The sequence below is a fragment of the Pseudomonas sp. SIMBA_041 genome (assembly GCF_046535095.1).
Taxonomy (GTDB): Bacteria; Pseudomonadota; Gammaproteobacteria; order Pseudomonadales; family Pseudomonadaceae; genus Aquipseudomonas; species Aquipseudomonas mucoides.
Genome location: NZ_JAWRXJ010000005.1, coordinates 248,539 through 273,536, shown reverse-complemented (window position 1 = coordinate 273,536; position 24,998 = coordinate 248,539). Strand labels below are relative to the sequence as shown.

At 60.2% G+C, this 24,998-nt stretch carries 26 protein-coding genes; 16 read left to right on the top strand and 10 right to left on the bottom strand.

Going from position 1 to position 24,998, the window contains the following annotated elements; all coding sequences use genetic code 11:
* The first annotated feature begins 111 nt into the window (after nucleotides 1–111).
* The 6 genes from SB725_RS13935 to SB725_RS13910 all read left to right on the top strand — a co-directional run bounded on the left by SB725_RS13935 (nucleotide 112) and on the right by SB725_RS13910 (nucleotide 6,532).
* Nucleotides 112–789 (top strand): DUF1028 domain-containing protein, encoded by a 678-nt coding sequence (locus SB725_RS13935; protein WP_027925289.1) that lies wholly within the window; start codon nucleotides 112–114, stop codon nucleotides 787–789.
* Nucleotides 786–1,934 (top strand): acetylornithine deacetylase, encoded by a 1,149-nt coding sequence (gene argE / locus SB725_RS13930; RefSeq protein ID WP_410921956.1) that lies wholly within the window; start codon nucleotides 786–788, stop codon nucleotides 1,932–1,934. The genes SB725_RS13935 and argE overlap by 4 nt, the downstream gene beginning before the upstream one ends.
* Before the next feature lie 318 nt (nucleotides 1,935–2,252).
* On the top strand, nucleotides 2,253–3,668 hold the full coding sequence (locus SB725_RS13925; RefSeq protein WP_410921955.1) for a purine-cytosine permease family protein: 1,416 nt from the start codon (nucleotides 2,253–2,255) through the stop codon (nucleotides 3,666–3,668).
* 168 nt (nucleotides 3,669–3,836) lie between these two features.
* Nucleotides 3,837–4,055 carry a PLD nuclease N-terminal domain-containing protein gene (locus SB725_RS13920; RefSeq protein ID WP_410921954.1) on the top strand — a complete coding sequence of 73 codons (219 nt, stop codon included), beginning with the start codon at nucleotides 3,837–3,839 and terminating at the stop codon, nucleotides 4,053–4,055.
* Nucleotides 4,056–4,541: 486 nt separating this feature from the next.
* On the top strand, nucleotides 4,542–4,832 hold the full coding sequence (locus SB725_RS13915) for a hypothetical protein (protein WP_027925285.1): 291 nt from the start codon (nucleotides 4,542–4,544) through the stop codon (nucleotides 4,830–4,832).
* Between the two features lie 221 nt (nucleotides 4,833–5,053).
* On the top strand, nucleotides 5,054–6,532 hold the full coding sequence (locus tag SB725_RS13910) for a hypothetical protein (RefSeq protein WP_410921953.1): 1,479 nt from the start codon (nucleotides 5,054–5,056) through the stop codon (nucleotides 6,530–6,532).
* Nucleotides 6,533–6,656: 124 nt separating this feature from the next.
* Here the strand turns inward: SB725_RS13910 and SB725_RS13905 are convergent, their stop codons facing one another.
* The 4 genes from SB725_RS13905 to SB725_RS13890 all read right to left on the bottom strand — a co-directional run bounded on the left by SB725_RS13905 (nucleotide 6,657) and on the right by SB725_RS13890 (nucleotide 12,029).
* Nucleotides 6,657–7,205, bottom strand: coding sequence for a cupin domain-containing protein (locus SB725_RS13905; protein WP_007946335.1), 549 nt, complete (start codon nucleotides 7,203–7,205; stop codon nucleotides 6,657–6,659).
* Between the two features lie 395 nt (nucleotides 7,206–7,600).
* On the bottom strand, nucleotides 7,601–8,899 hold the full coding sequence (locus tag SB725_RS13900) for an NAD(P)/FAD-dependent oxidoreductase (RefSeq protein ID WP_410921951.1): 1,299 nt from the start codon (nucleotides 8,897–8,899) through the stop codon (nucleotides 7,601–7,603).
* A 57-nt stretch (nucleotides 8,900–8,956) separates the two neighbouring features.
* Nucleotides 8,957–10,447, bottom strand: a complete 1,491-nt coding sequence (locus SB725_RS13895) for an aldehyde dehydrogenase (RefSeq protein ID WP_059181066.1) — start codon at nucleotides 10,445–10,447, stop codon at nucleotides 8,957–8,959.
* A 205-nt stretch (nucleotides 10,448–10,652) separates the two neighbouring features.
* Nucleotides 10,653–12,029: a glutamine synthetase family protein gene (locus SB725_RS13890; protein WP_027925281.1), complete on the bottom strand. Its 1,377-nt coding sequence runs from the start codon at nucleotides 12,027–12,029 to the stop codon at nucleotides 10,653–10,655.
* 284 nt (nucleotides 12,030–12,313) lie between these two features.
* Here SB725_RS13890 and SB725_RS13885 point away from each other — a divergent pair, with 284 nt between their 5' ends.
* The 5 genes from SB725_RS13885 (at nucleotide 12,314) to SB725_RS13865 (ending at nucleotide 17,561) form a co-directional block, all read left to right on the top strand.
* Nucleotides 12,314–13,075, top strand: coding sequence for a gamma-glutamyl-gamma-aminobutyrate hydrolase family protein (locus SB725_RS13885; protein WP_410921949.1), 762 nt, complete (start codon nucleotides 12,314–12,316; stop codon nucleotides 13,073–13,075).
* A 367-nt stretch (nucleotides 13,076–13,442) separates the two neighbouring features.
* On the top strand, nucleotides 13,443–14,585 hold the full coding sequence (potA, locus tag SB725_RS13880) for a polyamine ABC transporter ATP-binding protein (RefSeq protein ID WP_027925279.1): 1,143 nt from the start codon (nucleotides 13,443–13,445) through the stop codon (nucleotides 14,583–14,585).
* A gap of 29 nt (nucleotides 14,586–14,614) precedes the next feature.
* Complete coding sequence (locus tag SB725_RS13875) at nucleotides 14,615–15,496, top strand: ABC transporter permease subunit (protein WP_170219144.1); 882 nt, start codon at nucleotides 14,615–14,617, stop codon at nucleotides 15,494–15,496.
* On the top strand, nucleotides 15,493–16,377 hold the full coding sequence (locus SB725_RS13870) for an ABC transporter permease subunit (protein WP_027925277.1): 885 nt from the start codon (nucleotides 15,493–15,495) through the stop codon (nucleotides 16,375–16,377). Before SB725_RS13875 ends, SB725_RS13870 begins: the two co-directional genes overlap by 4 nt.
* Nucleotides 16,378–16,463: 86 nt before the next feature.
* Nucleotides 16,464–17,561 carry a polyamine ABC transporter substrate-binding protein gene (locus SB725_RS13865; protein ID WP_059181068.1) on the top strand — a complete coding sequence of 366 codons (1,098 nt, stop codon included), beginning with the start codon at nucleotides 16,464–16,466 and terminating at the stop codon, nucleotides 17,559–17,561.
* Nucleotides 17,562–17,817: 256 nt separating this feature from the next.
* Here the strand turns inward: SB725_RS13865 and thpR are convergent, their stop codons facing one another.
* Nucleotides 17,818–18,357 carry an RNA 2',3'-cyclic phosphodiesterase gene (gene thpR / locus SB725_RS13860; protein ID WP_410921948.1) on the bottom strand — a complete coding sequence of 180 codons (540 nt, stop codon included), beginning with the start codon at nucleotides 18,355–18,357 and terminating at the stop codon, nucleotides 17,818–17,820.
* Between the two features lie 61 nt (nucleotides 18,358–18,418).
* Between thpR and SB725_RS13855 the strand changes: the two genes are divergently transcribed.
* Nucleotides 18,419–18,613, top strand: coding sequence for a hypothetical protein (locus SB725_RS13855; protein WP_027925274.1), 195 nt, complete (start codon nucleotides 18,419–18,421; stop codon nucleotides 18,611–18,613).
* Nucleotides 18,614–18,628: 15 nt separating this feature from the next.
* On the opposite strand, the gene SB725_RS13850 is transcribed toward SB725_RS13855, so the two are convergent.
* Complete coding sequence (locus tag SB725_RS13850) at nucleotides 18,629–18,982, bottom strand: DUF1428 domain-containing protein (RefSeq protein ID WP_027925273.1); 354 nt, start codon at nucleotides 18,980–18,982, stop codon at nucleotides 18,629–18,631.
* Between the two features lie 2 nt (nucleotides 18,983–18,984).
* Nucleotides 18,985–20,070, bottom strand: coding sequence for a hypothetical protein (locus tag SB725_RS13845; RefSeq protein WP_410921947.1), 1,086 nt, complete (start codon nucleotides 20,068–20,070; stop codon nucleotides 18,985–18,987).
* Between the two features lie 349 nt (nucleotides 20,071–20,419).
* On the opposite strand from SB725_RS13845, the gene SB725_RS13840 reads away from it, so the two are divergent.
* The gene (locus SB725_RS13840) at nucleotides 20,420–20,689 is read left to right on the top strand and encodes a hypothetical protein (RefSeq protein ID WP_027925271.1); all 270 of its coding nucleotides are present in this window, start codon (nucleotides 20,420–20,422) and stop codon (nucleotides 20,687–20,689) included.
* Here SB725_RS13840 and SB725_RS13835 read toward each other — a convergent pair.
* The 3 genes from SB725_RS13835 to SB725_RS13825 all read right to left on the bottom strand — a co-directional run bounded on the left by SB725_RS13835 (nucleotide 20,686) and on the right by SB725_RS13825 (nucleotide 23,490).
* On the bottom strand, nucleotides 20,686–21,324 hold the full coding sequence (locus SB725_RS13835) for a glutaminyl-peptide cyclotransferase (RefSeq protein ID WP_194939670.1): 639 nt from the start codon (nucleotides 21,322–21,324) through the stop codon (nucleotides 20,686–20,688). The genes SB725_RS13840 and SB725_RS13835 overlap by 4 nt on opposite strands.
* A gap of 36 nt (nucleotides 21,325–21,360) precedes the next feature.
* Nucleotides 21,361–22,572, bottom strand: coding sequence for a hypothetical protein (locus tag SB725_RS13830; protein ID WP_027925269.1), 1,212 nt, complete (start codon nucleotides 22,570–22,572; stop codon nucleotides 21,361–21,363).
* Nucleotides 22,573–22,659: 87 nt separating this feature from the next.
* The gene (locus SB725_RS13825) at nucleotides 22,660–23,490 is read right to left on the bottom strand and encodes an AraC family transcriptional regulator (RefSeq protein ID WP_059181072.1); all 831 of its coding nucleotides are present in this window, start codon (nucleotides 23,488–23,490) and stop codon (nucleotides 22,660–22,662) included.
* A 135-nt stretch (nucleotides 23,491–23,625) separates the two neighbouring features.
* On the opposite strand from SB725_RS13825, the gene SB725_RS13820 reads away from it, so the two are divergent.
* The 3 genes from SB725_RS13820 to SB725_RS13810 all read left to right on the top strand — a co-directional run bounded on the left by SB725_RS13820 (nucleotide 23,626) and on the right by SB725_RS13810 (nucleotide 24,972).
* Nucleotides 23,626–24,144, top strand: a complete 519-nt coding sequence (locus SB725_RS13820) for a carboxymuconolactone decarboxylase family protein (RefSeq protein WP_059181073.1) — start codon at nucleotides 23,626–23,628, stop codon at nucleotides 24,142–24,144.
* A gap of 30 nt (nucleotides 24,145–24,174) precedes the next feature.
* Nucleotides 24,175–24,426, top strand: coding sequence for a glutaredoxin 3 (gene grxC / locus SB725_RS13815; protein WP_059181074.1), 252 nt, complete (start codon nucleotides 24,175–24,177; stop codon nucleotides 24,424–24,426).
* 114 nt (nucleotides 24,427–24,540) lie between these two features.
* A complete protein-coding gene (locus SB725_RS13810; protein WP_410921945.1) occupies nucleotides 24,541–24,972 on the top strand; it encodes a nuclear transport factor 2 family protein in 432 nt (143 codons plus the stop codon).
* Nucleotides 24,973–24,998: the final 26 nt, after the last annotated feature.

Below are 24,998 nucleotides of genomic sequence, written 5' to 3'. Positions count from 1 at the left end.
ATCGTCGCACACAATTCTGTGGCCACTGAAGATCCCTGTGGGAGCGGCGGTGCGACGATTCGACTTGCCCCAGACACCTCAATAGCCAAGGGTTAACCAAGGAGCAAAACCATGACCTTCTCCATCGCCGCACGTTGCCCCGAAACCGGTCAGTTCGGCATCGCAATCAGTTCCTCCAGCATCGCCGTCGGCGCCCGTTGCCCCTGGTTGCTGCCGGGTGTCGGCGCGGTCTCGACGCAAAACATCACCCTGCCCTCGCTTGGCCCCGAAACCCTGGCCCTGATGGAGCAAGGCCTCGCACCGGCCGAGGCGCTGGACAAAGTCCTGACCCGCAACGGCTACAGCCAGTACCGGCAAATCACCGCCATCGACCACCTCGGCCGCACCGCGCATTTCAGCGGCGCGCAAACCCTGGGCAATCACAACGCGGTGTCCGGTGAACACTGCGTGGCGGCCGGCAACATGCTCGCGGACCGCTCGGTGATCGAAGCGATGGTCGCAGCGTTCGAACATGGCGAAGGTCAATTGGCCGACCGCTTGCTCGCCGCGATGAAAGCCGCGATTGCCGCCGGCGGTGAAGCCGGGCCGGTGCATTCGGCGGCGATGATCGTCGTGGGTGAACTGACCTGGCCGATCATCAACCTACGGGTCGACTGGGCCGACGAAAACCCTATCGGTGAGCTCGAGAAATTGTGGGACGCCTATCGCCCGCAGGTTCAGGACTACATCGACCGCGCCCTCGCCCCGGACAAATCCCCTGGCTACGGCGTCGCCGGAGACGACCGATGAGCCACAGCCGCGAGTTGTTGCAGACGCTGGTGGCGTTCGACACCACCAGCCGCGAGTCCAACCTGCACCTGATCGAGTTCGTCCGCGATTACCTCGCGGGTTTCGACGTGCCGTGCGAACTGGTCTACAACGAGCAACGCAGCAAGGCCAATCTGTTCGCCACCCTCGGCCCGGCGGACGTGCCGGGCATCGTGCTGTCGGGGCACACCGACGTGGTGCCCGTCGACGGCCAGCCGTGGACCGTTCCACCGTTCGAACTCACCGAACGCGACGGCAAACTCTACGGTCGCGGTACGGCGGACATGAAAGGCTACATCGCCTGCGTACTGGCCTTGGTGCCGTCGCTGGTGCAGGCCACGCTGCGCGTGCCGGTGCACATCGCGCTTTCTTATGATGAAGAAGTCGGCTGCCTGGGCGTGCGCTCGCTGCTGGCGGAACTGCAACAGCGTCCGGTCAAACCGATGCTCTGCATCATTGGTGAGCCGACCGAACTGAAACCGGTGCTCGGGCATAAAGGCAAACTGGCGATGCGTTGTGATGTTCACGGGCAAGCGTGCCATTCAGCGTACGCGCCGCAGGGGGTCAACGCGATTGAATACGCGGCTGAACTGATGGGTGAACTGGGGCGGATGGGTCATCGACTGAAGGCGCCGGAGCTTCACGATGCGCGGTTCGATCCGCCATTCAGCACCGTGCAAACCGGCGTGATTTCTGGCGGTAAAGCGTTGAACATCGTCCCCGCCGATTGTCGCTTCGACTTCGAAATCCGTGCCCTGCCCTCGTTTGATCCCAATGATGTGGCGCAGGAACTGAAGGCCTATGCCGAGCGACAGGTGTTGCCGCGCATGCGTGCCGTAAGTGAACAGAGTGAGATCCGCTTCAGCGAGTTGTCGGCGTACCCCGGTCTGGCGACCGATGCGCACAGTGAAGCGGCTGAGTTGATTGCCGCGTTCTCCGGCTCCCGAGAATTCGGCACCGTGGCCTTCGGCACCGAGGGCGGCCTGTTCGACGCAGCAGGCATCCCCACCGTCATCTGCGGCCCCGGCAGCATGGACCAAGGACACAAACCCGACGAATTCGTCAGCCTCCAACAACTCACCGCCTGCGATGCGATGCTGCAACGGATGCTGCAATCGATCAGCTAGCAAAGCATCCGAACACACCAGAAATCCCTGTGGGAGCGGGCTTGCCCGCGATGAGGGCCTGACAGTCAATATTGAGTTGGCTGACAGACTGCCATCGCGGGCAAGCCCGCTCCCACAGTATCGCGTCCGTAACGCCCCCTGTTCGCCCCGGATTTCCAGCGACCAACCGGCATACATTTTTTAACGTCTATACCCACAATCTTACTAATTTATCTCTCCCCGCCCACCGCCCATCATCAACTCCAACAAGAAAAGCGTCGCCCCCATACGGCGCTCACCGAAGTACGTCCACGTACTCACATTGCCTTGGAGTTCGTCATGGTTACCGCTGCAACAACCTCCGCCCCGCTCATCGAGAAACACACCATCGGCTACGTGCCACCCGAAGATCGTCATGGCAAAACCCGCGACCTGTTCACCCTCTGGTTCGGCGGCAACATCGCGCCGCTGCCGATCGTCACCGGCGCCCTCGGCGTGCAAATGTTTCACCTGAACCTGGTGTGGGGCATCGTCGCCATTCTCGTCGGCCACCTGGTTGGCGGCGTGCTGATGGCGCTGCATTCGGCGCAAGGCCCGCAGATGGGCATCCCGCAAATGATCCAGAGCCGCGCCCAGTTCGGCTCCCTCGGTGCGCTGCTGGTGGTGCTGATCGCCGGCGTCATGTACATCGGCTTCTTCGCCTCCAACATCGTCCTCGCTGGCAAGTCCCTGCATGGCGTGGTCGACAGCGTGCCGGTGCCCGTCGGCATTGTCATCGGTGCGCTCGGTTCCGGCATCATCGGCATCATCGGTTACCGCTTCATCCACGTGCTCAACCGCATCGGCACCTGGGTGCTCGGCGCCGGCATCGTGCTCGGCTTCGGCTACATCTTCACCCACGTACAAACCGCCGACTTCCTCACCCGTGGCAGCTTCAACCTGTCCGGCTGGCTCGCCACCGTTTCGCTCGCCGCGCTCTGGCAAATCGCCTTCGCGCCGTACGTCTCCGACTACTCGCGCTACCTGCCGGCCAACGTACCGGTCGCCGCCACGTTCTGGACCACTTACCTGGGCACCGTGCTCGGCTCCAGCCTCTCGTTCATCTTCGGCGCCGTCGCCGTCCTCGCCACGCCCGTCGGCATGGACACCATGGACGCGGTCAAACTCGCCACCGGCTCCATCGGCCCGCTGATGCTCGTGCTGTTCCTGCTCAGCGTCATCAGCCACAACGCCCTCAACCTCTACGGCGCCGTGCTGTCGCTGATCACCCTGGTGCAAACCTTCGCCTACCGCTGGATCCCCACCGCCAAAAGCCGCGCCGTGCTCTCGGTCATCGTCCTCGCCGCGTGCTGCTTCGCCGCCGTTGGCGCCTCCGCCAACTTCATCGGCCACTTCGTCGACATGGTCCTGGTGCTGCTCGTGGTGCTGGTGCCGTGGACCGCGATCAACCTGATCGACTTCTATGCGATTCACAAAGGTCAGTACGACATCAACTCGATCTTCAAGGTCGACGGCGGGATCTATGGCCGGTACAACCCGCAGGCGCTGCTGGCGTATGCGATCGGCATCGTGGTGCAGATTCCGTTCATGAACACGCCGCTGTATGTCGGGCCTATTTCCGAACACATCAACGGCGCAGACCTTTCCTGGCTGGTGGGCCTGCTGATCACCTCACCGCTCTACTACTGGCTGGCCAGCCGCGACAGCGCGTACAAGCGTCGTCTCTCGACCGGAAAACTGGCCACCTCCCTCTAACTATCCCCACAATCCCTGTGGGAGCGAGCTTGCTCGCGATGAGGCCCTGACAGTCAATTCTGAATTGCCTGACAGACCACCATCGCGAGCAACCCCGCTTAACCAAAAATTAAATGAACCCCGCCCACCGCGGCTCACCTAACTGAATGACTATCAGGAGGGTGACCAATGCAAACCGAAACAATCTGGATCGTACTCGTGGCAGTGCTTCTGCTGATCGAGCTATGGGCAATCAACCGGGTCCGAAAAGCCCAAGGCAAATCCAGCAACAAACTCTTGTGGATCGTCGTGATCGTCTTCGTGCCACTGATCGGCGTCGTGGCATGGGCACTGACCGGCCCCAAACACACCGCACACAACCCGCACTCGCCTCAGGCCAGGCAATGACATCAAAGGATCAAAGCCCCGATGATTCGGGGCTTTGTCGTTTATGCCCATCCGAAAATCGTGTAGGAAACCACCCTCTGTGGCGAGGGAGCTTGCTCCCGCTGGGCAGCGAAGCCGCCCCAACCCCGCCAAACTTTTAAACAACCCAAAACCCTGTAGCTGCTGGCGAAGTCTGCGTCCGGCTACACAGCAGCCGTAAATCCAACGAGCAAGGTACACAGACACTTAAACACGTTCTGATTTAACGCCAGTAACCCCGCCGGAAGCTCTGCCTCCGACATCAACCAATAACCCGCTTTCGGTCCTACAACCCCGTTTGCAGGCACCAAAATCTTCGCTTAAAGTTCGACCCGTCACTGACGACCATCAGAGACAGGGTTTCGCAGCCCTAAAAGAAGATCAGCAAATACCGTCAGACATGACACAGCCGGTTTCTGTCTGTGAATGGATTTTGACGACTTTGACTCATTTTTTAGGACTATATGCATGTCAACCCAGAACCCGCCCCGCCGCTTCACCCCAATGTCCCAACTCGCCACCAACTACCCCGTCCTGCTCATCGACAGCGATGCCCCACTGCGCGAACTCCACAACTGCGTCAGCGAACGCCTCAGCGCCGTCCTCAAATACCTCAACCTCACGGCCTGCACCAGCCTCCCCGACTACGCCGAAAATGACATCAACACCGTCACCAACATCGCCCGAATCCTGATCCAGGATGTGAGTGATGTGTTTCGGGTGATTGAGCAACGCGGGTTTGAGGCACCAAAGAATTAGTAATAAGAGCTAAGCCCAAAAAAACCCGCACCGAGTTGCGGGTTTTTTATTTCATTCCCCCTGTCGAGTTAGCGAGAGGATGGTCTGCTCTATCAGCGCGGCTGACTTTGTTCGCGCGCCATAACATCGAAATCTAACGCTGCCAGCATCGGCGTCCTTTTGGCAGCCAGCACTCATGTTAATATGCCACCACCCAATCATAATCAATGAAGTACACCCGCATGGACGCCACACCCCACTCTTTCAGCCTTTTTTCACTGCTGACCGCTGCCTTGATCCTCTCTGGATGCCAAGCGACAAAGCCCGCGTCCGCTCAAACCACAACACCTGAGGTCCAGCCGGGCCTGGCGGTTTTCAATAGTGTGATACTCGAGAAACCCGAGCCGAATTCGATCGTGCGAGAGGGAGACCGGATCACCTATTTAGTGGCTTCGTCCCCAAGTCCGGAACGCCACTATCTGGCACGTTTCGACGCCAACTGCAGCGAGCCCGATGCGCAAATGGCTTACCGCAGCAAAAGGGGAATGTCTCGATTCTCCGACAACCCGAGGGGGCGTTCGCAGGAGTCCTGGCAATTACCGGCTGAACAAAAGAGCCAGTATCTGCAAAGTGCGCAGTTGAAGCAGGTGTGTGCCCAGACCGCATCTCCTCAATGGCGCATGTTCTCTGCCCCCGAGCATCAGGATTGGCAGATGATCGACCGCAGCAGCCTGAACGTGAAAGGTGATGAGGTGACTTTCTGGACGGCTCGGGTACTGCCCGGCGAGAGCTTGGTGCCCGGCAAAAACGTCTTGTATGGGCAAGTACGCCAGCGGTGGACAGCCAATTGCGCCTTGCAACAACTGACCGCGTTAAGCCATTTCTACCTGGATACTCACAGTCGTGTGCTCGCTGGCAGCGTGCAGACAGATCTCAAAGCCATCGGCTCGCAAAGCCTCACAGCCGATGAGCGTCAGTTGGTTCAGGTGGCCTGCGGCAAACCGCAATCGCTGGACCAATACAAACCATTTGAAGGGCGCGAACAGTCGCCCTTCGAATCACCGGTCCCTGTCGTTGCCGCCCCGGTGTTGAAGGCCATCGAGGCATTGAATATGCCCAAACCGCAGAAAAGCATTCAGCAGCTGCGCCGGGTGTTCAAAGACAACTCCGAGCCAAGACAGTATTCCGACGAAGCGGTACGGCTCAACGGGCGTGACTCGACATACCTTTTGGACGAGGCGGGAAATCAACTGACGGAGCGTTATGAAGACCGACGCGGTCAGTGGGTCAAAGCCACCTTCCGAGGCCTGATTACCCTGGCTGAAAGTGAATTCAGCAATCGTGCAGGAGAGATAACGATTGAGGATAAGGCGCTGACGAACCTCAGCTTCGAAGGCGATTGGGCGCACATGCCGGTCGGCGCCCTCCTGCGATACACGGCGCAGGATATGCAGATGCTTTATACCAACGGCGGGAAAGGTCCCAGAGCCTTGGTGCCGGTCGACAACCGATTCAGCTGTGAGGTGCAGTCGCAGAAACCCGCCAGCGCGTATCACCCGAGTTTGACCGGGACTGCCAAGCTACTCAGCTGCACCCAAGATACCTACCAATACGGCACCAACATTTACGTCTACCTCGAAACGTATGGAATGTTTGTGCCATTCCAATACGTCACACGGAAAGTGCAGGGCGAATGGACGATCGAGGTTGTAAAAATTTGAGCTGACCGGCCATTCGAAATAAGGGAACAGATCTGTGTATTCAAATAGATCTGTCACCTTTTCGTCTTTTCCGTCTGCGGACGCAGCCTTCGGCAGCTGCTACAGGGTTGCGTCCGTTTTGAGATTAGAAGTTGGCTGGCGTGTTGGCGCTGATGATTTCCGCTTCATCCTGGCCGATGTTGCGAAACTTGTGCGGCAGGGTTGTCGGGAAGTAGTAGCCGTCGCCGGCGTTGAGCACACTGATTTGGCCGTCCACGGTCAACTCAACCGTCCCCCGCGTAACCAGCCCACACTCCTCGCCTTCCGAGTGAACGATGGGTTCCTCCCCAGAACTCGCCCCTGGCGCGTACTGTTCACGCAACAGCCGCATCTGCCGACTCGGCACCGAAGCGCCAATCAGCAGCAACCGCAGCCCATGACGGCCGAGATCCGGCTGTTCGTTGGCGCGGAACACGTATTGGTGCTCACGCGGCGGCTGATCAAAGGTAAAGAAGTCCGCCAAAGACATGGGAATGCCTTCGAGCAGTTTTTTGAGCGAGCTGACGGAGGGACTGACGCGATTTTGTTCGATCAGGGAGATGGTGGCATTGGTGACGCCGCTACGCCGGGCCAGCTCGCGCTGGGACAGTTTGTAGCTTTCGCGTACTAGTTTGAGTCGTGAGCCCGTGTCCATGACAGCCTTATGCGAAGAATACTTAAGGGTTATGGGGGTGGATGGCGGGCGACTTTTGGCCGCGAAAGTACCGCTTCCCTGTCCCGGAAATGTGAAAGGCGGGTATTAAATCACGTTTGGTGGTGTTGCTCAGCAGGTTCGATGAATGGGTGGGTGAAAAGGTTGTTTGGGCCTGAAATCAGGGTGTTTGGTTGGGGTTGATGGTGGCTGGTCGGGCCTCATCGCGGGCAAGCCCGCTCCCACAGGGTTCTGTGGCGACCGCAAAACTTGTGATCGACCGGGATCAACTTGTGGGAGCGGGCTTGCCCGCGATTGCGGTGTGTCAGCCGACCTCAATGGTGGCTGATTTGGCGTCATCGCGGGCAAGCCCGCGCCCACAGGTTTTGCAGCGTTTATCAGATGCCGAACCGATCGCGCAGCGCGTAGTACGCGGCGCCCATGGCGGTGAGCGGGGCCTGGAAGGTGCGGCCGCCGATCATTGGCATGTGCGGTAGCGAAGCGAATGCGTCGAAGCGTTCGGCGTCGCCGCGGATCATTTCCGAGATCAGTTTGCCGGCCAGGTGCGAGCAGGTGACGCCGTGGCCGCTGTAGCCTTGCATGTAGTAGGCGTTTTTCTCGATGCGGCCGAATTGCGGCATGCGCGACATGGTCAGCAGGAAGTTGCCGGTCCAGCGGTAGTCGATTTTCACGTCCTTGAGTTGCGGGAAGGTCTTGAGGATTTTCGGGCGGATCAGTTGTTCAATGTCGTCCGGTTCGCGGGCGCCGTAGACCACACCGCCGCCGTACAGCAAACGGTTGTCGGCGGTGAGGCGGTAGTAGTCGAGCAGGTAGTTGCAGTCTTCGACGCAGTAGTTGTTTTTGATCAGGCTGTGCGCAACCTTTTCCGACAACGGTTCGGTGACGACGATTTGCGAGCCGCACGGCATGCTTTTGCTGGTCACGCGATTGTCGAGGCCCTGCGGCAGGTAGGCGTTACCGGCGATCAGCAGGTACTTGGCCTTCACCACGCCTTTGGCGGTGCGCACGGTGATCGGTTCGCCGTAGGTGATTTCTACCGCGGCCGATTGCTCGTAGATTTTGCCGCCCAGGCCGATGATGGCCGAGGCTTCGCCGAGGGCCAGGTTCAGCGGGTGAATATGGCCGCCCTGCATGTCCAGCAGGCCGCCGACGTAGGCGTCGGACCCAACTTCGCGCTTGATGTCCGCCGCGTCGAGCATTTTCAGGTTTTTGTTGCCGTAGCGTTCCCAGCTGCTTTTCTGCTCGGCCAGGCCTTTGAGCTGCTTCTTGTTCATCGCGGCAAAGATGCCGCCGGGCTTGTAGTCGCACTGGATGTCGTAGTGCTGTATGCGCTGACGAATGATGTCGGCGCCTTCGAAGATCATGCTGCCGAGGACTTCAGCGGTTTTGTCGCCGTAGCGTTCTTCGATGACATCGACGTCGCGGCTGTAGGAGTTGACCAGTTGGCCGCCGTTGCGACCGCTGGCGCCGAAACCGACTTTGGCGGCTTCGAGGACGGTCACGCTGTAGCCCGCTTCCGCGAGGAACAGGGCCGAGGACAAACCGGTGTAACCGGCGCCGATGATGCAGACGTCGCAGTCCACCGCTTGTTCGAGCACCGGGAAGTCGCCGGTGAAGTTACGGGTGGCGGCGTAGTAGCTGTTTACGTGGGTGTGTTTAACAGAATCTTGTTTCATAGCGTTCTCCGATGGCCACCGGCAGCGTGCCGGCGACCGTCGCTTTTTTTATAGGTATTAGAGCTTGATCCAGGTCGCTTTGAGCTCGGTGTATTTGTCGAACGCGTGCAGCGATTTGTCCCGACCGTTACCCGACTGCTTGTACCCGCCGAACGGCGCGGTCATGTCGCCGCCGTCGTACTGGTTGACCCAGACGCTGCCGGCGCGCAAGCCGCGCGCGAAGGTGTGGGCCTTGCTCAGGTTGCTGGTCCAGACGCCAGCGGCCAGGCCGAAGATGCTGTCGTTGGCAATCGCCAGCGCTTCTTCAGCGGTGTCGAAGGTGATCAGCGACAGCACCGGGCCGAAGATTTCTTCGCGGGCGATGGTCATGGCGTTGGTCACACCGTCGAAAATCGCCGGTTCCACGTACAGGCCACCGGTGCTTTCGAGGGTGCGGCTGCCGCCGGCGATCAGTTGCGCGCCCTGGTCTTTACCGACCTGGATGTAACGCAACACGTTGTCCAGTTGACGCTGGTCGACGACCGCGCCGACGGTGGTTTCCGGGTCCAGTGCGTGCCCCGGTTTCCAGGCTTGCAGCGCTTCCACCAACAGTGGAATGAACTGCTCGCGAATCGAACGCTCCACCAGCAGGCGCGAGCCCGCGGTGCAGACTTCGCCCTGGTTAAAGGCAATCGCGCCGGCTGCTGCTTGTGCGGCGGCGCGCAGGTCTGGCGCGTCGGCGAACACCACGTTCGGGCTCTTGCCGCCGGCTTCGAGCCAGACGCGTTTCATGTTGCTTTGCCCGGCGTAGATCATCAGTTGCTTGGCAATCGCAGTCGAGCCGGTGAAGGCCAGCACGTCGACGTCCATGTGCAACGCCAGCGCCTTGCCGACGGTGTGGCCGTAGCCCGGCAGAACGTTGAACACGCCTTTCGGAATGCCGGCGTCCAGCGCCAGTTGCGCAATGCGAATGGCGGTGAGCGGCGACTTTTCCGATGGCTTGAGGATGAACGAGTTGCCGGCAGCCAGTGCCGGGGCGAACTTCCAGCTGGCCATGATCAACGGGAAGTTCCACGGCACGATGGCCGCGACCACGCCCGCAGGTTCACGGGTGATGAGGCCGAGTTGGTCGTGCGGGGTGGCGGCGACTTCGTCGTAGATCTTGTCGATGGCTTCGGCGCTCCAGCGGATCGCGTTGGCGGTCGCTGGAATGTCGATGTTCATCGAGTCGTTGATCGGCTTGCCCATGTCGAGGGTTTCGAGCAGGGCGAGTTCTTCCTGGTTGGCCAGGATCAGGTCGGCAAAGCGAATCAGGGTGCGCTTGCGCTCGGCCGGGGCGAGGTTGGCCCAGATGCCGGATTCAAACGTGCGGCGCGCGACGGCGACGGCCGCATTGGCGTCGGCTTCGTCGGTGCTGGCGACGTTGGCCAGGAAGCGGCCGTCGACCGGGCTCATGCACTCAAAGGTGTCGCCGCTGAGTGCCGGGCAGTATTGGCCGTCGATGAATGCACGGGCTTCGATGGTGAGGGACTGGAAGCGTTGTTCCCAGTCGCTGCGAGTGTTTGTCATGGTTGTGACTCGACGCAGAGGAATAAGTATTTGTTGGGTATCAGTACACCGCAGATCCCTGTGGCAGCGGGTTTGCCCGCGATAGCGACGGGTCAGGCGACATCAATGGAGACTGTGATGACGCCATCGCGGGCAAGCCCGCTCCCACAGGGTTTGGCGGTGCACACAGGTTTTGTGTACACCCCCTCACCCGGGTTTTGCCCCATCAAACCGTGTGCAGGTACCAGTTGTACTCAAGGTCGGAGATGGAGTTCTCGAACTCGGCCAGCTCGCTTTCCTTGCACGCCACGAACACGTCGATGTACAGCGGGTCGATGTAACGGGCCATGACTTCGCTGTCGTCCAGCTCGCGCAGTGCATCGCGCAGGTTGTTCGGCAGGCTTTGTTCGTTCTGCTCGTAGCTGTTGCCTTCCACCGGGGCGCCCGGCTCGATCTGGTTGGTCAGGCCGTGGTGAATACCGGCCAGCACCGAGGCCATCAACAGGTACGGGTTGGCGTCGGCACCCGCAACGCGGTGTTCGATTCGCACCGAGTCCGGCGAACCGGTTGGCACACGCACCGCCACGGTACGGTTGTCGATGCCCCAGCTCGGGGAGTTCGGCACGTAGAACTGCGCACCAAAACGACGGTACGAGTTGACGTTCGGGCAGAGGAACGCCATCTGCGCCGGCAGGGTCTCGAGCACACCGCCGATCGCGTGTCGCAGCGCGGCGTTCTGCTCGGGATCCTCGCTGGCAAAGATGTTGTTGCCTTCTTTGTCGAGAATCGAAATGTGCACGTGCAAACCGTTGCCCGCCTGACCCGGATAGGGCTTGGCCATAAACGTGGTGTCCATCTCGTGGTCGTAGGCGATGTTCTTCACCAGACGCTTGAGCAACACCGCGTAGTCGCAGGCCTTGATCGGGTCGGAGACGTGATGCAGGTTGACTTCGAACTGCGCCGGGGCGCTTTCCTTGACGATGGCGTCGGCAGGAATGCCCTGCTCTTTCGCGCCTTCGAGGATGTCTTGCAGACAGTCGACGTATTCGTCGAGGTCGTCGATCAGATACACCTGGGTCGACACCGGACGCTTGCCCGATACCGGGGAACGTGGCGATTGTGGACGACCGTTCACGTTGTCCTGGTCGATCAGATAAAACTCGAGTTCGAAGGCTGCGCAGATGGTCAGGCCCAGGTCATCGAACTTGCGCACGATATTGGCCAACACTTCTCGCGGGTCGGCAAAGAACGGCTGGCCTTCGAGTTCGTGCATGGTCATCAGCAATTGAGCGGTTGGGCGCTTCTGCCACGGCTCAATGCTGAGGGTGCCGGGGATGGGGAAGCAGATTCGGTCAGAGTCGCCGATGTCCAGACCCAGGCCGGTGCTTTCCACCGTGGAACCGTTGATGTCCAGAGCAAACAGGGACGCCGGCAGGTTAATGCCTTTTTCGTAGACCTTATGAAGACTGGTGCGCTCGATGCGCTTGCCGCGCACCACGCCGTTCATATCCGCAATCAGAAGGTCGACGTACAAAACCTCAGGATATTTCTTAAGGAATGCGTTTGCTTCGTTGAGTTGAACGGCACGCAGAGGGACCGACATGATGCACCTATTTTTTAGCTGTTAATTATTATGTTCACTACCCTTTCACGAGCCCAGTCAACCCGAACGGCAAAGTGAAGTCAATAGCGAACACTTGCCCCTTCAACCTTTATTTTCGGGCCTTTTTAGGGGACGAGAGTGCCAGATCAGCCTTGAGCACCGCGTAAACGCTGAGGATCAGACGTGCGGCGTTTAGAATTTTTTACATGAGAGTTGTTAATTAAAATCAACAAGGCTAAGCTCCGGAAAAGCTCGTTCAAGTGTGAAACTTCGAGGTGATAAAAATGGCATTCAAGCCATTGATCGGCGTTACTGCATGCGTCAAACAGATTGGCCTGCACCCCTACCACATCAGCGGCGACAAGTACTTGCGTGCTGTCAGCGTCGCGGCGCTGGGGCTGCCTGTGGTCATCCCTTCCTTAGGCGAATTGACTGAAATCGAAGATGTGCTCGCCCATCTCGACGGTCTGCTGCTGACCGGCTCCCCTTCGAATGTGGAACCCTTCCACTATCAAGGCCCGGCCAGCGCTCCCGGCACGGATCACGATCCGGCGCGGGATGCCACGACCCTTCCTTTATTACGTGCGGCCATTGCGGCTGGCGTGCCGGTGCTCGGCATCTGCCGGGGCTTCCAGGAAATGAACGTGGCGTTTGGTGGCAGCCTGCACCAGAAGGTCCACGAACTGCCGGGCATGCTCGACCACCGCGAAGCGGACAGTCCTGAGCTGGCGGTGCAATACGCTCCGGCGCATGCGGTGACCGTGCAACCGGGCGGTGTGTTCGAAGCGCTGGAGTTGCCAGTCGAGTTCAGTGTCAATTCGATTCACAGCCAGGGCATCGACAGACTCGCCCCCGGCCTGCGTGCCGAAGCGATTGCGCCGGACGGTTTGATCGAGGCGATCTCGGTGGAGCACAGCCCGACGTTTGCCGTCGGCGTGCAATGGCACCCGGAATGGCAGGTGCTCACCCATCCTCCTTACTTGAGTATTTTCCAGGCGTTCGGCGATGCGTGCCGGCGACGGGCCGCGCTGCGTAAAAGCCGCTGACTCAAGACACAAACAACCGATTACTGCCCCCGCGAGTCAGACGGGCGTGCCTTCGCGCGCCCGCCCCTCGCGACAGCAACACACTGCGATAACAACAAGTACTACCAGGCAGCCAGGACGGCGGCGCCGAATAAGCCCAGGCCGGGCGATACCAGTGAAGCAGGTGAAAATCCCTGTGGGAGCGGGCTTGCCCGCGAATGCGGTGTATCAGGTAACGATGATGTCGCCTGACACACCGCCATCGCGGGCAAGCCCGCTCCCACAGGGGGCACTGCCGAATTCACTGACTTCGCACGGCTCAGGCTTGCAATCAACTATTAAGTCAGGCCGCGTTGGCCCGACGACTGAAACCTGTTGGGAGTTTCACATGGCAAACGCCTCCAGCATTTACAGGAAGGCTCTTGAAGGTCACCAGACATCGAAAAAGGTGTTGGTGAAAGTCGACCGCGTCACCAAGAAATTCGACGAAACCTGCGCAGTAGACGATGTCTCGCTCGAGATTCATCAAGGCGAGATCTTCGCCCTGCTCGGCGGTTCCGGTTCCGGCAAATCGACCCTGCTGCGCATGCTTGCAGGCTTCGAGCGCCCGACCGAGGGGCGGATTTTCCTCGACGGCGTGGACATCACCGACATGCCGCCGTACGAGCGGCCGATCAACATGATGTTCCAGTCGTACGCCTTGTTCCCGCACATGACCGTGGCGCAGAACATTGCCTTCGGCCTCAAGCAGGACCGTTTGCCCGCCAGCGAAATCGACGCCCGCGTTGAAGAAATGCTGCGCCTGGTGCACATGACCCAATACGCCAAGCGCAAACCGCATCAACTGTCCGGCGGTCAGCGTCAGCGTGTGGCCCTCGCCCGCTCCCTGGCCAAGCGTCCGAAGCTGTTGCTGCTCGACGAACCGATGGGTGCACTGGATAAAAAACTGCGTTCGCAGATGCAACTGGAGCTGGTTGAAATCATCGAGCGCGTCGGCGTGACGTGCGTGATGGTGACCCACGACCAGGAAGAGGCCATGACCATGGCCCAGCGCATCGCAATCATGCACCTGGGCTGGATTGCGCAAATCGGCAGCCCGGTCGACATCTATGAAGCACCGGTCAGCCGCATGGTCTGCGAGTTCATCGGCAACGTGAACGCCTTCGACGGCACCGTGGTGGAAGACCTTGAAGGTCACGCGATCATCCACAGCCCGGACCTCGAGCAGAAGATTTACGTCGGTCACGGCGTCAGCACCTCGGTGCAGGACAAGTCCATCACCTACGCCATCCGCCCGGAAAAAATGCTGCTCAGCACGGTCAAGCCCGAGAACCGCTACAACTGGTCCCAAGGCAAAGTGCATGACATCGCCTACCTCGGCGGTCACTCGGTGTTCTACGTTGAATTGCCAAGCGGCAAAGTCGTGCAGTCGTTCATGGCCAACGCCGAACGCCGTGGCGCGCGTCCGACCTGGGATGACACCGTCTATGTGTGGTGGGAAGACGACAGCGGCGTGGTACTGCGCTCATGAAAACACTCAATCAGCAGTTCATGCGGCTGATGCCGAGTGGTCGAAAGCTCGTCATCGGGGTTCCTTTCCTGTGGCTGTGCCTGTTTTTCCTGTTGCCGTTCTTCCTGGTGATGAAGATCAGCTTCTCGGAAGCGGCGCTGGCCATTCCTCCTTACTCGGAGATTTACACCTACGCCGAACAGAAGTTTCAGCTGTTCCTCAACGTCGGCAACTACCTGTTGCTGACCGACGATGAACTCTACCTCTCGGCCTACCTCGGCTCGTTGAAGGTCGCGTTTTTCAGCACGCTGATGTGCCTGGTGATCGGTTTCCCGATGGCCTACGCCATTACCAAGGCCAACAAGGAAACGCAAAACGTCCTGATGCTGTTGATCATGATGCCGACCTGGACCGCGATCCTGATCCGCGTTTACGCGTGGATGGGCATCCTCAGCAATAACGGCCTTCTCAATGCGTTTTTGATGTGGACCGGGCTGACCGATCACCCGATCGAGATCCTCAACACCAACACCGCCGTCTATATCGGCGTGGTGTATGCGTACCTGCCGTTCATGGTGTTGCCGCTGTACGCCAACCTGGTCAAGCACGATCAAAGCCTGCTGGAAGCGGGTTCGGACCTGGGGTCGAGCAACTTCAACAACTTCTGGAAAATCACCGTGCCGCTGGCCAAGAACGGCATCATCGCCGGCTGCATGCTGGTGTTCATTCCGGTGGTCGGTGAGTTCGTGATCCCGGAACTGCTGGGCGGCCCGGAAACCCTGATGATCGGTCGCGTGCTGTGGCAAGAGTTCTTCAACAACCGCGATTGGCCGGTGGCGTCTGCTCTGGCAGTGGTGATGCTGTTGATCCTGATTGTGCCGATTCTGCTGTTCAACCGCAGCCAGGCCAAAGAGATGGAGGCACGGGGATGAAACGTTTCGGTTTTTCAAAAATGATGCTGGTGTTCGGCCTGTCGTTTATCTACTTGCCGATGCTGATCCTGGTGATCTACTCGTTCAACGCCTCGAAACTGGTGACGGTGTGGGGTGGCTGGTCGTTCAAGTGGTACGCCGGCCTGCTCGACAACACGCAACTGATGGGCTCGGTGGTGCGCTCGCTGGAAATCGCCTGCTACACGGCGGTGGCCGCGGTCGCACTCGGTACGCTGGCGGCGTTTGTCCTGACGCGCGTTACGCGCTTCAAGGGTCGCACGCTGTTTGGCGGCCTGGTAACGGCGCCGCTGGTGATGCCGGAAGTGATCACCGGTCTGTCGTTGTTGCTGCTGTTCGTGGCGATGGCGCAGTTGATCGGCTGGCCGCAGGAACGTGGCATCGTCACGATCTGGATCGCCCACACGACGTTCTGTGCGGCGTATGTGGCGGTGGTGGTTTCCGCCCGTTTGCGTGAGCTGGACCTGTCCATCGAAGAAGCGGCCATGGACCTTGGGGCCAAGCCATTCAAGGTATTTTTCCTGATCACCATTCCGATGATCGCGCCATCGCTGGCGGCCGGCGGCATGATGTCGTTTGCCCTGTCGCTGGATGACCTGGTACTGGCGAGCTTCGTGTCGGGGCCGGGTTCGACGACCTTGCCGATGGAAGTGTTCTCGGCGGTGCGTCTGGGCGTGAAGCCTGAGATCAACGCCGTGGCCAGCCTGATTCTGCTCGCCGTTTCGATCGTGACCTTCATGGTCTGGTACTTCAGCCGCCGCGCTGAAGCCACCCGCAAACGTGCGATCCAGGAAGCGATGGACCAGACCGCCAGTGAATCGTGGCAGCAACCGAACAAGCAAATGGCTGGAGCAACGGCTTAATACCGTTGTTGAGTTAACTGTGGTGAGGGGGCTTGCGCCCTCGCCACAGGTTTTGTGTTCTAAATAAAAAGAATGGAGTTGTACCGATGAAAATGTTTGGCAGGACTCTGCTGACACTGTCCTTATTGGGCGCGATGGCTACCGGCGCCCAGGCCAATGACAAGGTACTGCGCGTCTACAACTGGTCGGATTACATCGCCCCGGACACCGTCAAGAAGTTCGAAGACGAGACCGGCATCCGCGTGACCTACGATGTGTTCGACAGCAATGAAACCCTTGAGGCTCGCCTGCTCGCAGGCAAATCCGGCTACGACATTGTCGTGCCGTCCAACAGCTTCCTGGCCAAGCAGATCAAGGCTGGCGTCTATCAGACGCTGGACAAATCGAAGCTGACGAACTGGAAAAACCTCAACCCGGTCCTGCTGAAAAATGCGTCCGCCAGCGACCCGGATAACGCTCACGCCTTCCCGTACATGTGGGGCTCGATCGGCATCGGTTTCAACCCGGCCAAGGTCAAGGAAGTGCTCGGCGCCCATGCACCGACCAACTCCTGGGACTTGCTGTTCAAACCGGAAAACGCGGAAAAGCTCAAAGCCTGCGGTATCAGTTTCCTCGATTCGCCAACGGAAATGCTCCCGGCCGCCCTGCACTACCTGGGCTACCCGGTGAACTCGCAGGACAAGGGCCAGATCGCCGAAGCTGAAGCGCTGTTCATGAAGATTCGCCCTTCGGTGGCGTACTTCCATTCGTCGAAATACATCTCTGATCTCGCCAACGGCAACATCTGTGTGGCGGTCGGTTATTCCGGCGACGTCTTGCAAGCCAAGGCCCGCGCGCAGGAATCGGGTAACTCGGTGAAGATCGACTACAGCATCCCGAAAGAAGGCGCCGGCAGTTTCTATGACATGGTCGCCATTCCCCGGGACGCGGCGAACGTCGAGAACGCCTACCTGTTCATGAACTTCCTGATGCGCCCGGACATCATTGCCGAGATCACTAACAACATCGGCTACAGCAACGCCAACGCGGCGGCGACGCCGTTGGTGGATGAGGCGATTCGCGACGATCCGGGTTCGTATCCGCCGCAGGAGGTGATGGCGACGTTGTATGCAATTCCGGATATGCCGATCGGCATTCAGCGGGTGATGACCCGGGGCTGGACGCGGGTCAAGCTCGGGAAGTAATCGCTGAATGTGAGACCGCCATCGCGGGCAAGCCCGGCTCCCACAGGTTTCTGTGTCGGAATACAGGTTAGTGCACGACACCAGTCCCTGTGGGAGCCGGGCTTGCCCGCGATGAGGCCAGCACTCGCAACACAAGACTCAACCGTTTTCCGTTCCCGCAGCGCCTTACCACCGCTGCACGCTCCCTGCAGCAGAACGGCCTCACCTGGCTTCCTCGGTTAAGGTGAATTTGGGCGCCCTCCTCGGGCGCCTTTTTTTAGACGGGCACCAGCGGCCATTCGGCCAATGCCCGATAACGCCCCTTATGCGATTCAAACAGTACAAAACGATCCGCCCGCAGAAAAAAATCCGGCGGCGTCGCGGACTCAGGCACCGGCACCCGATAGTCACGCATCAAGGTCAAATGCGGCCGAAACTCCTTCGCCGTTTCCTCCAGCCCAAACGGCAACATCGCCTGTTCCAACGCATACACCAGCCGCAACAACTGCGGCGGCGCCTGCTCTGGCGCGAGCACCAACACCCCGGCCCTGCGCCACACATCCAGCCGATCAAGCAGCACACTCAACGCCACACCCGGTACGTGAACCTTGGCGGCGGCCGTGCAGATATCGCCGATCTGCGCCACACCGACAGAACCCAAAAACAACAACGTCAGGTGAAAGTTATCCGCCGGCACCGGCCGCCCGCTGCGCAGTTCAAGTGCGCCGCGCCACTGGGCAATCGCCTTGCGTTGTTCGGGCGGGCAGTTCAGCGCAAAAAACAGCCGCTTGAGCGGTTCATGGGATTCGTCGTTCATGCCTGGCACCTCCTGACATGCACGTTATAGTTGAACCAACCGAAAACAACGGGAGGGGGCCATGCGGCAGATCATCAGCAAAGAGCCATGGTGGGCGATGCCACCGCAACCGGGGCAGGATGAGTCCGAGCTGGAATGGGGCTGGCTGGTTCACTATAGCGAAGGTGAGCCACGTTTCGAGTTCGTCAGGGAGCGGCCGACGGATGACGAAATCCGCCATCGCAAGAGTTGCCGGATCACCCCGAGCGCGGAGTGATCCGGTGAGGTTGTGTCAGGACTGGTAGAGGATGTTGAAGCCGCCGAAGATCATGCGCTGACCATCGAACGGCATTGAATTGACGTCCGGTTGCATGCGCGGGTCGGCCATCATTTTCTGCATGCCGGCATTGCGGGTCGCCTTGTCGGGCCAGATGATCCAGGAAAACACTACGGTTTCGTCTGCCTTGAGTTTCACCGCCATCGGAAACGAGGTCACTTTGCCGTCTGGCACATCGTCGCCCCAGCATTCAACAATGCTCAAGGCGCCGTTCTCCTTGAAAATCGCACTGGTGATTTCGGCGTGCTTCTTGAATTGCTCGCGGTTGGCGGTCGGTACTGCAATCACACAGCCATCGACATAAGACATGGTCATTCTCCTGCGGGGGGTTGAGGGTCGGTCTGCTGGCTAGTCGATTGCGTCGGGTTCCAATCGACGTCACCGCCTGGCGAACCGACCGACGGTGGTGCAGCGCTCGCCGCCAGGTTGCCCTCGATCTGCCCCGCCATGTACAGCGTCCCCGCCATGACGCCGGTCGTCGGATTCTGCACCAGCTTCAGCCAGGCCTTGTCGAACGTGTTGCCCAGGCTGCTGCGAATCAGCGCCTCGCTGTCGGGCCGGTCGGCGGCTTGAATCAGTGCGCGAACCCCGGCCACGCCGACGGTGATCAAGCCCCCGGCCAGTTTCCCCGCCGCAGCGGCCACGGCGCTGGCGGCCCCACGCGGGGCCATTTCGGCTTCCATGCGCTGACTGGCACGTTTGGCCACGGGGGCCATGGCGGTGTCGGTCGAGCCAACGCCTTTGTCGCCGCCAGCCTTGTGGATCTTGTCGATCAGCGCCGCGTACGCCGGCAGCGAGTTCAAGGGGGCCGTATGGACGACCTGGTAGAGCGAGGCGTTACGCGCCGGCGGCGGTCCGAGGGCGATGGCGGGGATCTTCTGAATGCGCCCGTTGAGCTGGGCCATCGGTATGCCGTGACGTTTGGAAATTTTCTGCAGCTCTTCCTGAAGAATGTCCACGTAGAACGCCGTGGCCTGGCCGAGGATCGCATCGGGATCAATCTCGACCGCGACCGGCGCCAGCACCCGTTGCTGGTACTGCTCGAGCAAATACTCCGCCAGGCGCTTGGCCGAGGCATCCTGCTCGCCTTTGGCGCTGATGGTGTACCAGCTGACCTTCATCGACAGCCACTCCTGGGTCCAATAACTGCTGAACCAGGGGATGAAGTTTTCTTCGGTCAATTGGTAGACCCGTGTCCGCCAGTAGTCCATGGCCCCGCGCGAGTAGATTCGGGTCTGTTCGGTGGCTGATTGGGAGGCTTCGACGATTTCGCGATCCACCTGGTGCCACGTGCTGTCGGACACCACCACGACCACGTCCACCACGGGAGCACGCGCAGGCGTGGCGCAACCCGCCAACACCACCAACACGGCGACGATCAGCGAACGCAGGTTCAAGATCGCGGTTTCCTACAGTCGCCCCTGGGCAGAATGCCCGGAACTCACAGGCGTATTGATTTGAGTATAGGAGTCGGGGTTTGTTCGCTGGGTTGAGGGTGAACTTGAGGGCCTGCTCGCGATGGAGCCCGAAAGAACACCATCATTAATGTTGATATTCACCATCGCGACGAATGCCTTCCGCAATAAAACCGCCTGAAGCACCATCACTCCATCACAACGCTACGCCCACATCGGAGGGCCACATCATGTTGATCCATCTCCTGACCTGCCTGGCCCTGACGGCCGTTTCGCTGACCCTGTTTTCCCGCTTCTTCCTGGACATCGGTCAGACCGAGGAGCAACCATCATGATCCACTCCGTGAGCCTTTCCGTGAGCTTCCCGGTGTTCGGCACCAACTACTACGCGCACGAATACCTGTCGCGCCAGGCACCGTCACTGGTGTTCGACAAAAACTTCGAAGCGCTGCTGATGCCGGCAGCCTCCAACCACTTCAACAACGAAGTGGTCGGTCTCAATGATCAGTTCCGCTTTCTCAATGACGTGCTGGTTGAGCACTTGCTGGAGATCGAACTGGCCCAACGTGCGCCCCGCTCGTCGCGTCAGTTTACGTTCTAGGAAGCCACGGGCCGGCGCACGGCCCGCACCTTGCCGCTGTTACCCCCGCCACAGAAAAACTGCTCGCCACCATCCGACTCAAGACCTGACACCCCGACCCCAGGCGGCATTTCGACCGCCTCCAGGACCTTGCCGGTGGTCGGGTCAATCCGCCGCAACTCACTCTGATCTTCCTCCCACGTGCCGTGCCACAGATCGCCATCCACCCAGGTCACGCCGGTGACAAAACGGTTGGACTCAATGGTGCGCAGAATGGCCCCGGTGTCGGGGTTGATCTGATGAATCTTGCGCGCCCGGTACTGACCGACCCACAAGGTGCCTTCCGCCCAGGTCAGCCCCGAATCGGTGCCGCCGCCGGGTGCCGGAATCGTGGCCAGCACGCGACCGCTCTTGGGATCGATCTTGTTGATGTGTTCCCCGGCAATCTGGAACAAATGCTCGCCGTCGAAAGCGGTTCCTGCGTCTGCGGTGATATCCAGCGAACGCAGCGGCTTGCCACTGTCCGGGTCGAGGGCGTTGAGCTTTTCGCCGGAAGCAAACCAGACGTGCTGGCCGTCAAACGAGACGCCGTGCACGCTGTCGACACCGGGAAACGGGCCGTATTCACGGATGATTTCAGCAGTTGAACGTTTCATGGTTGCATCCTCTTCACTGGGTGTGTGGAGTGGAGCCTAATCACCCGGCAACAAAGCCGTGAGTAACAAAGTCGTCGCGAATCCCGGCATCGGTGGTGTCATCCAGCGACGGGCGCGGCCACGACCAAACGCCTGCACTTTGCCGGCGACCGCCAGCGAATCGAGCGCTCGTTGCACGCTGCGCTGACCGGTGCCCAGCGCCATCGCCAGCGCCGAACTCGACCACGACTCGCCGTCTGCCAGAAACGCCAACAGCGCCGCGTGCTGTTCTTCGACCGGCCGCGCCAGCACCACGACGTCCGCCGACATCAGTGCAAAGCCGCGTTTCGTCGCCGTGATCCCGGCCAGCGGTCGAAGCGCCGCACGCAACCGTCCGACTTCGACGCGCAACCGCGCACGGTGGGATTCGTCACTGAGTTTCAAACGAAAAGCATAGGCAATGAGTGTTTCGCGAGTGACATCGGCTGGCCAGGCTTCGGCCAATGCCCGTACGAGGGTGAACAACACCGGGCGCCTGGCCAGCGACACCGACATGCCGGCGCCGCGCACCGTGTATCGACAGGCGTCGACCACCAGTGACGTTGAGGTCAGCAGCGTTTCAACCTCATCCAGCAGCACCGGTCGCGCCTCGCCCCGGCTGATTAGCCGGGCGGCGGGCGCGTTGAGGACGTGAACGACGTTCTCCATTTCTGCGCTCAGCGCCGGAATCCCCGCCTCGCCGGCGAAGCGCCCGGCCCTTTCCAGCGCGGACCGCGCCTTTTTGATCTCCAGCCGGCGCAGAGCGATGCCGGCCACCACCCATTCATGGGCGGCGCGCAAGGCTGGTGGCAAGGGCGCAGGGTCTAGCCGGGCGAGCCGCTCCTCGACCTGTTCGAGATGACCGATCAGCAATAAACGCCGGATTTCCAGATACCGCGCATGGGCCGCATTCACCCAATCGCCATGGGCCTCCAGCGTTGCCCGCGCGGCGTCGAGGGCTTTTTCCGGCCAGCTCAAATCGCGAGACGCCAGGGCGATTTCAGCCTCCGCCACCACACAGCGGGCTCGGGCCATCGGCTCTTTGGGACCAAATGCACGCGCCGCCCGTTTGACCAATGCCTTGGCGCGCTCCAGATCGCCGAGTTGCGCCATGGCGATACCGCGCAGTGCCAGCGCTGGCGCATCTTCGCGCAGGGCCACCCGGTTCAACGCCCCGAGGGGATCACCCGCGGCCAATGCACGGGCGGCGGCGGTGATCAGCGAGTCCATGTGAATCGCGCCACGGTGGTCACTCCCTTCGTTGGATGTCCGCTGGTTAGTCTATCTCAGGATCCTCAGACCACCCGGCAGACCCGATCATCGCGGGCGTTTGCCGGCCTGCACCCACTCCCGCGGGCTGACCCCGGTTTTTCGGCGAAACGCCCGGGCCAGTGCCGAGGGGCTTTCGTAGCCGACTTCATCGGCGATCAGCGCAATCGACTTGCCTTCGCGCAAGCGTTTCTGCGCCAGGCTGATGCGCCAGCTCACGAGATAGTCGACCGGTGTCTGCCCTACCACCTGACGAAAATGCTCGGCAAAACTGGCGCGGGACATGTTCGCCGCCGCCGACAGTTCGGCCACGGTCCAGGACTTTTCCGGCGCGTCGTGCATCAGGCTCATGGCCCGTGCCAGTCGCAGATCGGCGAGGCCGGCCATCATGCCGGGGCTCTGTTCGCGGTCGCTGAGGATATGCCGCAGCAGCTGGATCACCAGCAATTCGAACAGTCGATCCATCATCGCTTCACGGCCACAAATGCCGCCGAAGGCTTCGCTGAACAGCCAATCCAGCGTGCCGGCCATCGTCGGAATGCTGTCGAGCTTGAGCAGCAGAAAGTCCGGCAGCGCGGCGGCCAGGGCATTGCCGGCGCCACCGTCGAAATCCAGCGACGCGCACACCAGTTGGGCGCCCGAGTCTTCGCTGGCGAATAAACGGTGACGGTAAGGTCGCGGGAAAAAAATCAGCGTCGGCTCGGTGAGCACCTGGTCGGGCTCATCGGCCAATTTCAGCATCACTTCGCCGGCCTGCAACAGGTGCAGGTGGCCGGTTGACTGGTCGCCATCAAACGCCACGGAGCCGCAAAAATGCCCGCTGTAGAAGCTCCCGGCACTGACGCCGAAGTGGGTGAGTAACGTGGACAAGCGATCCATGGAACGGCTCCCGGGTGAATATCTGGACGATCTGTCGCATATCCTCGACGATTTGCACCCTAAAAGCCAGCGTCGCCCCATAGCATAGACCCCGTACCCAGCGCACACCGCGCTTGAATCGACGGAGCAATACCCATGAGCCGCATCACCGCCCTGAGCCTCGAAAACGCGACTGACACCACCCGCCCACTGCTGGAAGGCGTACAGAAAAAAATCGGCTTTTTGCCGAACGTCTTCAAAACCCTGGCGCACGCCCCTGTGGTACTTGCGGCCTACCTGCAACAAAGCGCGACGCTGGGCAAAACGTCCCTGAGCGCGACGGAAAAAGAAGCCATCTTTTTGGCCACCTCGCAAGTCAACGGCTGCGATTACTGCCTGGCGGCGCACACGCTGTTTGCCGGTAAAGCCGGGCTGTCCGCACAAGACATCGTCAGCGCCCGACACGGCCAGTTGAATGCCTACGCCACCCTCGCCCAACAAATTACCGAAAGCCGTGGCCATCTGAGCCTCGAACAGCTCGACGCCGCACGGGCGGCCGGCATCACCGACGCCAAGATCGTTGAGGTGGTGGGCCACATCGCAGCACAAACCTTGACCAACTACCTCAACAACCTCGCCCTCACCGAGATCGACTTTCCCGCCATCGATGCATAAGCGCGGCCACTAAATTCAGGAGTATCGACGATGAACAGCGTGACGATCTATACCACCGACACCTGCCCCTATTGCCGCAACGCCAAGGCGCTGTTGGCCAGTAAAGGCATCGCGGCCGAGGAAATAAACGTCCAGTCCAGCCCCGGCAAATTCGAGGAGATGCTCAGCCGCAGCGGTCGACGCAGCGTGCCGCAGATTTTCATCGGCGACACCCATGTCGGCGGCTTCGATGACCTGGCCAAGCTGGATCGTCAGGGCGGTTTGCTGTCGATGCTGGCCTGAAACACGCTGCCCGCGCACGACCAGGAAGACGGGTCGTGCCGGGTATTCTCTAAATTCTCTATAGGTTGTACGATGACCGACGAGCCACCTTCCCACAACAATAAGGAAACACCTATGAAGAACGTCAAACTGCTGGTCGGTTTTCTCTGCCTCTTCAGTGGCTACGTCGCCGCCGCCCCGGCACCGGGCGAGAAAGAGGTCGCCAGCGCCGTCGACCATCTGACCCAAGCCATGCTGCACAAGAACATTTCCGAACTTAAAACCCTGACCGCCGAGAACCTGACCTACGGGCATTCCAGCGGCAAGGTTCAGGACAAGAGCGAATTCATCGCCGATATCGAAACCGGCAAAAGCGCGTTCAAAACCCTGGAAATGCAAAACCAGACCATCAACGTCTCCGGCGATGTGGCGCTGGTGCGCAATCATTTCTCGGCCCAGGCCCTCAAGGGCACCGAAGTGATCCCGACCGAAATCGAGAACTTCCAGATCTGGCAGAAGAAGGGTGGGAAATGGCTGCTGGTCGGCCGCCAGGCTTTCCACATCTAGCTTTCCATATATAAAAAATCCCGCCC